General features: G+C 68.0%; 8 protein-coding genes. 3 read left to right on the forward strand and 5 right to left on the reverse strand.

The features are described from left to right. Positions 1-245: 245 nt before the first annotated feature. A complete protein-coding gene (leuA, locus tag EV666_RS15510) occupies positions 246-1,919 on the reverse strand; it encodes a 2-isopropylmalate synthase (protein WP_132010187.1) in 1,674 nt (557 codons plus the stop codon). Between the two features lie 804 nt (positions 1,920-2,723). On the opposite strand from leuA, the gene EV666_RS15515 reads away from it, so the two are divergent. Continuing rightward, positions 2,724-3,569: a MetQ/NlpA family ABC transporter substrate-binding protein gene (locus tag EV666_RS15515; RefSeq protein WP_245514472.1), complete on the forward strand. Its 846-nt coding sequence runs from the start codon at positions 2,724-2,726 to the stop codon at positions 3,567-3,569. Between the two features lie 312 nt (positions 3,570-3,881). Here the strand turns inward: EV666_RS15515 and bluB are convergent, their stop codons facing one another. The 4 genes from bluB to EV666_RS15535 are packed head-to-tail and all read right to left on the reverse strand — an operon-like array spanning position 3,882 to position 9,523. Then, the gene (gene bluB / locus EV666_RS15520; protein ID WP_132010189.1) at positions 3,882-4,682 is read right to left on the reverse strand and encodes a 5,6-dimethylbenzimidazole synthase; all 801 of its coding nucleotides are present in this window, start codon (positions 4,680-4,682) and stop codon (positions 3,882-3,884) included. A gap of 38 nt (positions 4,683-4,720) precedes the next feature. Further along, positions 4,721-6,727, reverse strand: coding sequence for a MacB family efflux pump subunit (locus EV666_RS15525; protein ID WP_132010191.1), 2,007 nt, complete (start codon positions 6,725-6,727; stop codon positions 4,721-4,723). A gap of 1 nt (position 6,728) precedes the next feature. After that, positions 6,729-7,988 (reverse strand): efflux RND transporter periplasmic adaptor subunit, encoded by a 1,260-nt coding sequence (locus EV666_RS15530; RefSeq protein ID WP_132010245.1) that lies wholly within the window; start codon positions 7,986-7,988, stop codon positions 6,729-6,731. An 11-nt stretch (positions 7,989-7,999) separates the two neighbouring features. Then, complete coding sequence (locus EV666_RS15535; protein WP_132010193.1) at positions 8,000-9,523, reverse strand: efflux transporter outer membrane subunit; 1,524 nt, start codon at positions 9,521-9,523, stop codon at positions 8,000-8,002. Positions 9,524-10,211: 688 nt separating this feature from the next. Here EV666_RS15535 and EV666_RS15540 point away from each other — a divergent pair. Both EV666_RS15540 and EV666_RS15545 read left to right on the forward strand, forming a co-directional pair. Further along, the gene (locus EV666_RS15540; RefSeq protein ID WP_132010195.1) at positions 10,212-11,315 is read left to right on the forward strand and encodes a methionine ABC transporter ATP-binding protein; all 1,104 of its coding nucleotides are present in this window, start codon (positions 10,212-10,214) and stop codon (positions 11,313-11,315) included. Next, on the forward strand, positions 11,305-11,982 hold the full coding sequence (locus EV666_RS15545) for a methionine ABC transporter permease (RefSeq protein ID WP_132010197.1): 678 nt from the start codon (positions 11,305-11,307) through the stop codon (positions 11,980-11,982). The genes EV666_RS15540 and EV666_RS15545 overlap by 11 nt, the downstream gene beginning before the upstream one ends. Positions 11,983-12,050 lie beyond the last annotated feature (68 nt).

Consider the following 12,050-nt stretch of genomic DNA (forward strand, 5'->3'; position numbering starts at 1 on the left):
GCATCGCGCCGGTCTGGAGGGTCAGAAGCCGGAGGGGCCGCCGGTGAACCCCGTTCCACCGGCGGCGCCTGATCTTTTCAACCGACTTCCGGGCCGAAGCGTTTCCAGGCCCGAAGCTTTTCCGGGTCCAAGAGTTTCCGGGTCCAGGCGTTTCCAGGTCGCGGCGTTTTCTCCATGAAAAGCGCAAGCCGCCTTTCATGAAAATGCGTCATGGCCGGTTGTCGTGGCTGGTTGTCCTGGCCCGGTTATTGCGCGCCATTCAGCGCGCTGACCAGCGCCTTCAGCGAGGCGGTGGCCACGTCCGGGTCAACGCCGACCCCGAACACGCTGCGGTCGTCCGCCGTGCGGCATTCGACATAGGCGGCCGCCTGGGAGTCGGCGCCGCGCCGCAGGGCGTGCTCGTCGTAATTGACCACCTCGATGCCGACGCCGAAGCGGGCGTTGATGGCGTCCACCGCGCTGGAGATCAGGCCGTTGCCGCGTCCGGCGATCGGGATTTCCTCGCCATCGACGCGGATGCGGCCGGTGAAGGCGCGCTCGCCGCCGCCCCGGCGCACGCCGCCGCCTTCATACTCCACCAGTTCGTAGCGCTGCGGGCCCTTCAGATGGTAGGCGTCCTGGAAGATGTCCCAGATGTCGGCCGAGGTCATCTCGCGGGCCGTCTCGTCGGCGCGGGCCTGGACGCGGCGGCTCATGTCCACCTGCAGGCGGCGCGGCAGCTTCAGGCCGTGGTCCTGCTCCAGCACCCAGGCGACGCCGCCCTTGCCGGACTGGCTGTTGACGCGGATCACCGCCTCATAGCTCTCGCCGATGTCGGCCGGGTCCAGCGCCAGATAGGGCATTTCCCAGACGCCGTCATTGCGCTTCGCGTGGGCGTCGAAGCCCTTCTTGATGGCGTCCTGATGCGAACCGGAGAAGGCGGTGAACACCAGCTCGCCGGCGTAAGGGTGACGCGGGTGCACCGGCAGTTCGTTGCAATACTCGGCGGTTTTGACCACGGCGCGCATGTCCTCGAAGCGCAGCTCCGGGTCGACGCCATGGGTGTACAGGTTCATGGCCAGGGTCACCAGGTCGACGTTGCCGGTGCGCTCGCCATTGCCGAACAGGCAGCCCTCGACGCGGTCGGCGCCGGCCAGCAGGGCCATCTCCGCCGCCGCGACCCCGGTGCCGCGGTCGTTGTGCGGATGCACCGAGATGACGACGCTGTCACGGCGCGAAATGTGGCGGCAGAACCACTCGATCTGGTCGGCGTAGACATTGGGCAGGGCGACTTCGACCGTCGCCGGCAGGTTCAGGATGACCTTGTTGTCCGGCGTCGGTTGCAGCACGTCCAGCACGCGCTCGCAGATCTCCAGGGCGAACTCCGGTTCGGCCATGCTGAAGGTTTCGGGCGAATATTCGAAGGTCCAGCGGGTTTCCGGCCGCTTCGCCGCCTCTTCCTTCATCTGGGTGACGCCGGCGATGGCCAGATCGATGATCTGCTGTTTCTCCATGCCAAACACCACGCGACGGAACAGCGGCGCGATGGCGTTATACAGATGGACGATGGCGCTGTGGGCGCCTTCCAGCGCCTCGAAGGTGCGGCTGATCAGGTCCGGGCGCGACTGGGTCAGCACCTGAATGGTGACGTCCGGCGGGATCATGTCGTTGTCGATCAGTCTGCGCACGAAGTCGAAATCGGTCTGCGAGGCCGAGGCGAAGCCGACTTCGATTTCCTTGAAGCCGATGTCGACCAGGGTGTTGTAGAACCGGACCTTCTTCTCGACATCCATGGGGTTGGCCAGGGACTGGTTGCCGTCGCGCAGGTCGCTCGACAGCCAGCGCGGCGCCCTGGTGATGCGCTTCGACGGCCACTGGCGGTCGTTCAGTTCAAAGCCCGGCGAATAGGGCTGATATTTGCTCTGCGGGTTGTTCAGCATGGGTCGTCATCCGGTGTCAGACGGGCGGAGCGCCAGTTTCGGGGCGTCGCCTCGCCGCGGGCGCGCGGCGGAAACAAGAGGGAAGCGTGCTGGCCTCGAATCCGGGACGGGGCGTCCGGTTCGTCCATACAGCCGCCGGGCAGCCGTCAGTCCCGGCGACTGCCAAAAAGTCGGGCCATGTTCAGCCAAGGGCCCATGCTCAGCCAGGGGCCGACGTCCAGCCAGGGGCCAGGGAACGGGCGCGCGCACGCGCCTTCCGCGACCGGCGCACGGTTCATGACGCCAGCAACAGTGGCGCGCGACCGGATCAATTTTTCAGAAAACATCACACCATCCACTGGCGTTTTAAATGACACGCGACAAAACCCCGCCTTCCTCAGAAGGACGGGCCGGAAAGTCGAAGCGTGAGGCCAGTGGCGTGGGTCATGGCCGGAGACTGTCACAGGCGATCGCGCGCGTCAACGCCCTGACGCTGCTGGCGTGAATCGACGCCGCCTCAGGGCGCCGCGTCGGGTCCCAGCGCCCACGTCGCGCCCGCCGCCGCCTGCCAGCCGGGACCGGGAGGGAATATTTTTCCAGGAAATGCGCCGAACGCCGTCGCAAACGATTGCGGCGCCGGCCCATCGGAGCGCTTTGTTTCAAACTGTTCCGGCGCTGTTGCCGCCCTGTCGCCGCGCTCCCTAAGCTCCCGGAAGAGACACCTTGCGAAACATTTTGCGAAACCCGGGATACCCGGCGCGGCGGGCATCGCCGGGACATGTTGTGATGAGGGAACCATGACTGGCGGCAACACATCTGAAGCACGTGGGCGGCGGTGGTCGGGGCGGCGGTGGTTGGGGCGGCCGTCGCGGCGGGCGGCGCTCGCCCTGGGGCTGGCGCTTGCGGCTGGCGGGCTTTCCGCAGCCGCATTTTCCCGGCGCCGCGCTCGCCGCGGAAAAAACCCTGAAGGTTGGCGTTTCCGCCGGGCCCTATGGCGACATCCTGCGCGAGGCGGCGAAGCTGGCCGCGAAGGACGGCGTCAAGGTCGAGGTTGTCGAGTTCTCGGACTGGAACCTGCCGAACGCCGCCGTGCAATCCGGCGACATTGACCTCAACGCCTTCCAGCACCGGCCCTATCTCGCCGCCCAGGTGAAGGCGCGTGGCTATGACATTACGCCGCTGGACGCCGCCATCGCCGTGCCGGCCGGCCTGTATTCGTCGAAGCACAAATCGCTGAAGGACATCCCGGACGGCGCCAGCGTCGCCCTTCCCAATGATCCCTCCAATGGCGCCCGCGCGCTGTTTCTTGTCCAGCAGGCGGGGCTGATCCGCTTGCGCGACGGCGCCGGAATCAACGCCACCACCCGGGATATCGTTGACAATCCGAAGCACCTGCGCTTCCGCGAGATCGACGCGGCGCAGCTGGCCCGTTCGCTGGATGACGTGGACGTGGCCTGGGTCTCCAGCAATTACGCCCATCTCGCCGGGCTGAAGCTCAAGGACGCGCTGAAGGCCGAAGGGGCGGATAACGACTGGGTGCTGGTGTTCGCCGCGCGCGCCGATCGCAAGGACGATCCGGTGATCCGGCAATACATCGCCGCCTATCGCTCGGAGCCGGTGCGCCAGTACATCACGCAGACATTCAACGGGGCGATTTTGCCGGCGTTCTGAGGCGCCCGGGCGGGGCCCCGTTGGTTGAAGGCCGATCACCGGGCCCGCGCGCCGTTGCTGTGGCCCCGCCGTTCATGCCTTCCGCCGCCATGGCCACACTGGTTCCAGCCATCCACCAGAACCACGCCCGTGCAAGGGGGGGCTGGAGCTGCGGCAAGGACGCGGAAGCCCGCATCAGGTGCGGGCATGACGGCGGAGAGTGGAGCGGCGGAGAGCGCGGGGGACACAAGAAAGCGGCCGTTCTGGTGGGGCCACTGGCCGCGATATGGCGTTATGTCGCGTTACATGGTCGTTGGCGCGCTGGGAGCGGCGTCAGCCTTTCGCCAGACCCTGATCCTGCGCGGCGGCGCGCAGGGCCGGGGCGAGGTCGCCGGCCGGTTCGCCCCAGGCGCCGTCGAACACCAGGTCCTCCAGCGGCAGGCGGCGCGCCCAGCGCCGGGCTTCCAGTTCCGGCGACGTGAACAGTTCGTCCACATAGCCGACGCACAGCCAGGCCATGACGACGATATGCTCCGGGACGCCGAGCAACGGCTTCAGCTCTTCCGTATCGAAAATGCTGACCCAGCCGACGCCGAGACCTTCCGCCCGCGCCGCCAGCCACAGGTTCTGGATGGCGCAGGCGACGCTGTAGAGATCGACATCCGGCTGGTGGGTGCGGCCCAGCACCACGCTGCCGCCGCGCGTGCGGTCGCAGGTGACGCAAACGCCCAGCGGCGCGGTGAGAATGCCTTCCAGCTTCAGGCTGCGATACAGCGCCTGGCGGGGGCCGTCGAACATGTTGGCGGCTTCGGCGTTGGCGCGGCTGAACAGCGCGTGCACGTCGCGCCGTTTGGCCTCATCGCGCACCACAACGAAATTCCACGGCTGCGACAGGCCGACCGATGGGGCGCAATGGGCCGCCGTCAGGATGCGCGCCAGCACATCGTCCGGCACTGGCCGCGCGGTGAACTCATTGCGCACGTCGCGCCGGCCCATGATGGCGCGCCACAGGGCGTCGCGATCCTCCTGTGAAAACGGGCCAGCCGGAACGCGCAGCGACGCGGCGTCGCGCGCTGTGGTCGTCGCGTCAGGCGATGCGCCGGAAGCCCCGGGCCGGGCTGGCTCGTCCGTCATGATGGCCTCCGCAAATTGCTGTCCCTGACCATGATACATCAGGCCTGGGCCAGCGCCGTCACCGGATTTAGCCGGGAGGCGTTGCGGGCCGGCAGCCAGCCGAAGACGATGCCGATGATCGACGACACGGCGACGGCGGCGACGATCGAACTGGTGGAATAGATCAGCTGGAAATTCGAACTCAGCCGCGCGAACAACATGCCGAAGCCGAGCGCCAGGGTGATGCCGAGCACGCCGCCGATCAGGCACACCAGCACCGCTTCGATGAGGAACTGTTGCAGGATGTCGCTCTGGCGGGCGCCCACCGCCATGCGCACGCCGATCTCCGAGACGCGCTCCGACACCGACACCAGCATGATGTTCATCACGCCGATGCCGCCGACAATCAGCGAGATCACCGCGATGGCGGCGATCAGCAGCGTGAGGGTCTGGGTTGTCGCCGTGATGGTCTGGCGAATGTCGTCGGTGTTGATGATGAAGAAATCCTGCTGGCCGTGACGGCGTTCCAGGAATTCGGTCACCGCCTTTTCGGCCAGTTCCATATCGACGTCGTCGCGCACCCGCACGGTGATGCTGCGCAGTGAATGGCCGCCGACAATGCGCGCCTGAACGGTGGTGTAGGGCACGAAGATCGACGGGTTCTGCGATGAGCCGAAGCCGCCCTGCTGGCGGGCGATGACGCCCACCACCCGCAGCGGCGTCTTGCCGGCGATGATCACCTGGCCGACCGGGCTGCGGCCGAAATCGTTGAACAGGGCCGTTCGGGTGTTCTCGTCGATCACCGCATCCTGGGCGTAGGTGCGCACGGCGTCGGCGTCGAACAGGGCGCCTTCCACCAGTTTCGCGCCTTTGGCGACGAAGTATTGCTCGTTGACGCCGTTGATGAGGGCGCTGGCCTCGGACGCGCCGAAGCGGGTGTTCTGCGAGGAGGATACGGTGGGCGTCACCGCCGCCACATAATGCTGGCGGGCGAGCTGGTCGGCGTCGTCGACCACCAGCGTCGTCACCTTGCCGGAGCGGGTGTCGCCGAAGCTGCGGCCGGCGAATATCTCCAGCGTATTGGTGCCGAGGCCGGAAATGTTGGCCAGCACCTTCTGGCGCGAGCCTTCGCCCAGCGCCACCACGCAGACCACCGAGGCGATGCCAATGATGATGCCGAGCATGGTGAGAAAGGCGCGCAGGCGGTGGGCGGCCATGGCCAGCACCGCCATGCGGAAAGCCTCGCCCAGCCGGCTGACGGCGGCGCGCAGGGGCGACATGGCGCGGCCGGGCGGAGCGCTGCGCGCCTCAAGCCGGGCGCCCGTCGGCGCGGGCGCGGCGGGCTCCTCGCGGCGCGCGTCGTTGCGCGTGTCGGAAAGAATGACGCCGTCGCTGATCTCGATGATGCGTTCGGCCCGGCGCGCCACCCCCATGTCGTGGGTGACGATGATGACGGTTTTGCCCTCGGCGTGTAGCTCATCGAGAATGCGCAGCACTTCCTGGCCACTGTGGCTGTCGAGGGCGCCGGTCGGCTCGTCGGCCAGGATGACCTCGCCGCCGTTCATCAGGGCGCGGGCGATGGAGACGCGCTGCTGCTGGCCGCCGGACAGCTGGCCCGGGCGGTGCTCCAGGCGCTCTTCCATGCCGAGCCGCTGCAACAACGCCGCGGCCCGGGCGCGCCGCGCCGCCGGCGTGCGGCCGGCGTAGATGGCCGGGACCTCGACGTTGCCCTCGGCGGTCAGCTCGGGCAGCAGGTTGTAACGCTGGAAAATGAAGCCGAAGTGCTCGCGGCGCAGCTGGGCCAGCTCGTCCGGCGACAGGTCGGCGGTTTCGCGCCCGGAGATGCGGTAGCTGCCGGAGGTGGGCGTGTCGAGACAGCCCAGGATGTTCATCAGCGTCGATTTGCCGGAGCCGGAGGCGCCGACGATCGCCACCATTTCGCCGGCGGCGATGGTGAGGTCGATGTCCTTGAGCACGGCGAGAACGCCGTCGCCGGAGGGATATTCCCGGCGCAGTTGGCTGAGCTGGATCAGCGGTCCCGCGCTGGGGGCCGTAGCGCGCGCCATCTCACAGCCCCATGGGCGGACGGCGACGGGAGCCGGGACCGCCAGCGCCGCCCGGGCGCGCGGCGGGGGCGCCGACGGCGTCGCCGGTGATGACCTGCTCGCCCTCCTTCAGGCCGTCGCGGACCTCGGCGATGACCTTGTCATTGAGGCCGATCTTCACGCGCCGGCGCTCGACGGCGCCGTCCTTGCCCAGCACCCGCACGGTGAAGCCGCGTTCCGCCGAGCCAAGAATGGCCGGGGCCGGGATGGTCAGCACGCCTTTGGCCCTGCCGAGCACGATGTGGGCGTTGGCGGTCATGTAGGTGCGCAGGCTGCCATCGGGGTTGGGCACGTTGAAGACGCCGTTGTAGTAGATCGCGGTGTTGGACGTGGTGGACGACGAGGCGGCGCTGGAGGTGCTGATGCTCGCGTCGGTGCGGATGGAATCCGGGGCCGGATCGATCGATTCCAGCGTGGCGTCATAGCGCCGGTCCGGCGCGCCGATGATCGAGAACTGCACCTTCTGGCCCGGCCGCACCTTGACCACATCCGCCTCTGAAATTTCGGCGTTCACCGTCATGGTGTCGAGCTGGCCGAGGATCACGATGGTGGGCGCAGTCTGGATCGAGCTGACCGTCTGGCCTTCCTGGGTGACCACCGCCAGCACCGTGCCGTCGATCGGCGCGCTGATGCGGGTGTAGCCAAGGTTGGCGCGGGCGTCGTCCACGGCCACCTTGCCGGAGAGGATCTGCGCTTCCAGGGCGGCGATCTGCGCCTTCGTCATGTCCACATTGGCCACGGCAGTGTCATAATCAACGCGCGACACGGCGTTACGGGCGACCATGGTCTGCTGGCGGGCCAGATTCTGCTCATACAGCTTCAGGGTGGCGACCTTCTCGTCGCGCTGGGCGCGCAGGCGGGCGAGGTCGGCCTCGGCGGTGCGCAGCTTGTTCTCCTGGGTGATCGAGTCGATCTGGGCGACCAGCTCGCCCTTCTTCACCCGGTCGCCTACCTTGAACTTCACCGAAAGCACACGGCCGCTGACCTGGGCGCCGACGGCGACCAGTCGCGCCGGCTTCAGCGTGCCGGTGGCGAGCACGGTTTCCTCCACGTCGCCGCGCGTCACCGGCGAGGTGAGGTATTTGGGAGCGTCGGGGCTTGCCGGGAAAAAATAGCGCCAGGCCAGCACGGCGAGCCCCAACAGGGCCAGCAGGAGCAGCGCCTCTTTCAGGCGACTACGGGCGCGCGGCGGCTGCGTCTTGCGCGCCGCTGGCTGTGACATGTCGGGCTGACTCACGGGCGGCTCCCGTTGATGTTGACGAAATGGGGGCCGGTGTTGCGGTCAACGATGACCGGACGGGAGGCGTCGACCAGACCATTCCAGCCGCCGCCAAGCGCCTTGTTGAGGCTGACCCAGGCCAGCGCGCGGGTTACGCGACTGTCGACGAGGGCGCTTTCCGCGCTGTAGGCGGAGCGTTCTGCGGTCAGCACGTCGAGGAAGCTCACATTGCCGGATTGATAAAGGTCGCGGGACAGGCGCAGCGCCTCCGCGTAATTGCGGACGGAACTGGCCAGCCTGGCAATGCGAACCCCCTCCTGGTTCAGGCTGACGAGGGCGTTCTCCACCTCTTCCAGCGCACTGAGCACGGAGGCCTGCCAGGCGATGAAATACTGGTCGCGCTGCGCCTCGGTGACCTGAACGGCGGCGCGCAGCTTGCCGGCGTTGAACAGCGGCACGGACAGGGTGGGGCCAAAGCTCCAGCTGATGGACGAATTGCGCCCCAGATCGCCGAGCCGCGCCGCCGACGTGGAGATGTCGCCGGTGAGGCTGACCGACGGGTACTGCGCCGCCGTCGCCTGGCCAATGCGGGCGGTCGCCTGGGCGAAGCGCCTCTCGGCGAGGCGCACGTCCGGCCGGTCGACCAGCACGTTGGCCGGAACGCCAAGCCGCACCCGCCAGGTTGGCGTGGGGATCGGCGCGATCTTGCGGAAGTCGCCGGCGAGCGCCGATGGCGGTTGCCCTGACAGGACCGAAAGGCGGTTGATGGTCTGGGTGAGGCCCGTCTCAAGGGCCGGGATCGCCGCTTCCGTACTGGCCGCCTGACCGGCGGCGTTGGCGACGTCGAGGGCGGTGGCGCCGCCGGCTGCCAGCCGCGTGCGCGTCAGGGCCTCGGTTTCGCGCTGCGATCTGGCGGTGCGCTGCGCCAGGGCGATGCGGGCCTGATAGCCGCGCGCCTGCACATAATTCGAGGCGATGTCGCCCACCAGGACCAGCAGGCTGTTGCGCAGGTCGTCGGTCGCGGCGTCGAGGCCATACCGGGCCGCCTCCACGGCGCGGCGGTTGGCGCCGAACAGGTCGATCTCCCAACTGGCCCTGGCCGCGCCCTGCACCGTGTTGGCCGGACGGTATGCGCCGGCCTGGCTGCGGGTGGCGGAGCCGGAGCCGTTGACTTCCGGAAACAGCGCGCCGACGGCCTGGTCGTAGCTGGCGCGGGCTTCGCGCACGCGGGCCTTGGCGGCGGCGACGTCCAGGTTGCCGGCGACGGCGCCGTCGATGAGGCGATTGAGCAGGGGGTCGCCCAGGCGCGCCCACCACTCGGCCAGTTGCGGCGCTCCCGTCGTGGCGGCGGCGGATTTGCCGCCCCCGCTCCAGGATGCGGGCAACGCCATGCCCGCGCCGCTGTAGTCGGGACCAACAGCGCACCCGGTCAGCGCCACGGCGCAGACAAGCACCGTCGCACAGACGGGCCCGGCCGCGCGCGCGCCCGTGACGTGGCGCCGGCGGCAGACTGACGGGAAGGAGGCGGTTAACGCCATGAATATCCTACATATACAGGCAGTACAGGCGTGGAGCGAAGCTGGGGCCTGTATAACAGCGTGATGTCCATTTTCACCGGGCCACGCCAGAGAGGCCGCGAACCGAATCGGGAGTTTCACCCATGGCGTTGAAATTCCGCAGTTTGTCGTAGCTACACCATAGAATCCCGGGGGACCATGCTCTGAAGTTTCGCCATGGCGTTTCTGTGGCTGGAATGTTTCCCATTGCAACAGGCTTCCGGCCGCCGTCCGCTTCTCCATGCGTCTGGCAAGGTGTTACGCGAAAAATCAGCCTGACAGGCCAGTCATTGTTAACCGGAAGCGCCGGGTGACGCCATTTGGGGGTGGGCGCGCGGGAAGCGCAGGGGAAAACTGCTCCGGCTCCGTCTCTTTTGGAAATAACATTTTTGTATGTGTTTATTGACAAATAACAAAATATACAGTGTATTTGTGGTTGTGGCGTCGGGCGCGGTTCGGATGAACCGGCCCATGCGCGTCAGTTCCCATTCGGGAGCAACCCGCGTCCGCCGCCGGGTCGCCGCGCCTTGCAGGTTGGCGCGGCGGTCCATCCAGGCGCGTTGATGCGCCAGGCGCCCCTGATTTTTCCCATCTCTCCAGAAGCGCCCGACGCTCCGGGAGACGCCAGCCTCCGGGCCTTCCGGCGCGGCTGCAGCGAGGACCGATGAACATGCTCTCGCCAACTACCCCGCTGCAGCGGGGCGACGGGCCGTTGTCGCCCCCCGCGGAGGCGCTGGTGCGCTTCGAGGGGGTGCGCAAGGTTTATCCGCCGCGCGCCGGCGGCGACGCCTTCGTGGCGCTGGATCATATTGACCTTTCGGTCGGGCGCGGCTCGGTGCTCGGCGTCATCGGCCGCAGCGGCGCCGGCAAGTCAACGCTGATCCGCCTGGTCAACGGGCTGGAGAAGGCCAGCGCCGGCAAGGTGATTGTCGACGGCGCTGACATCACCGGCATGAGCGAGCGCGACCTGCGCGGCGTGCGCCGCGCCATCGGCATGGTGTTCCAGCACTTCAACCTGCTGTCGTCGCGCACCGCCTATGACAATGTGGCGTTGCCGCTGGAGATCGCCGGTATTTCCGCCGCCGACATTCGCCGCCAGGTGGAGCCGCTGCTGGAGCTGGTGGGCCTCGCCGACAAGCGCGACCGTTATCCGGCCGAACTGTCCGGCGGCCAGAAACAGCGCGTCGGCATCGCCCGGGCGCTCGCCACCCGGCCCAAGGCGCTGCTGTCCGACGAGGCGACCTCGGCGCTTGACCCGGAAACCACCCGCTCCATCCTCGATCTGCTGGGATCGATCAACGCCGAGCTGGGGCTGACCATCCTGCTCATCACCCATGAAATGTCGGTGGTGGCGCGCATTGCCCGCCAGGTGGCCGTGCTCGACGCCGGCCGCATCGTCGAGCAGGGCGACGTCTACGACGTATTCACCCGTCCGCAGCACGCGACAACCCGGTCGTTCCTGGGCGCCGTCAGCGGCCAGAAACTGCCCGGCTGGCTCGCTGGCCGCCTGCGGGCGGAGGCGCGCCCCGGCGACCAGGCCGTGGTGCGCGTGGTGTTCCGGGGGCCGATCGCCACCGATGCGCTGGTGTCCGGCCTGGTGAAGACCCATGGCGTCGACGTGAACATTCTGTCAGGCGCGGTGGATGAGGTGGCCGGTCGCCCGTTCGGCGCCCTGGTGCTTGGCCTGCCGGCCGATCCGGCGACGCTGACGCTGGCGCTGGCCTGGTTCGCCGGCCACGGACTCGACGCGGAGGTGCTTGGTCATGTCGGCTGATATTGCCTGGCTTATCTGGGAAGCCACCCTGGACACCATGTGGATGGTGGCGGTGGCGATGATCGTCGCCACGCTCATCGGCATTCCCCTGGGGGTGTTTCTCGCCACCAGCGGCAAGGGCGAGCTGCTGGCGGCGCCATTGCTGAACCGGGTGCTGGGGCTGATCGTCAACGCCACGCGCTCGACGCCGTTCATTATCCTGGTGGTGGCGATCATTCCGTTCACCCGGCTCGTCGCCGGCACGTCCATCGGTACGAAAGCGGCGATCGTGCCGCTGACCATCGCCGCCGCGCCTTTCATCGCCCGCCTGATCGAGACGGCGATCCGTGAGGTTGACCAGGGGCTGGTGGAGGCGGCGCGCGCCATGGGGGCGACGCCCTTGCAGATCGTCCGCAAGGTGCTGTTGCCCGAGGCGCTTCCCGCCATCGTGCTGTCGCTGACCCTCGCCGTGGTGTCGCTGATCGGCTACTCGGCCATGGTCGGGGCCGTCGGCGGCGGCGGTCTCGGCGATCTCGGCATCCGCTACGGCTACCAGCGGTTCATGCCGGATGTGATGGCCGCGGTGGTGGTCGTGCTGATCGTGCTGGTGCAGGGGGTGCAGAGCATTGGCGACCGGCTGGCGCGCCGCCTCAACAAACGCGTGCGCCAGGCCCAGGGACCTGCCTGAAAAGCAAGTGGGTCGCCTGCGGGCGTTGTTCACGCTGGAGGCGATTGCCTGCCGGCGGGGCGCAAAAA

It is taken from the genome of Camelimonas lactis (genome assembly GCF_004342915.1).
In the GTDB taxonomy this organism is placed as follows: domain Bacteria; phylum Pseudomonadota; class Alphaproteobacteria; order Rhizobiales; family Beijerinckiaceae; genus Camelimonas; species Camelimonas lactis.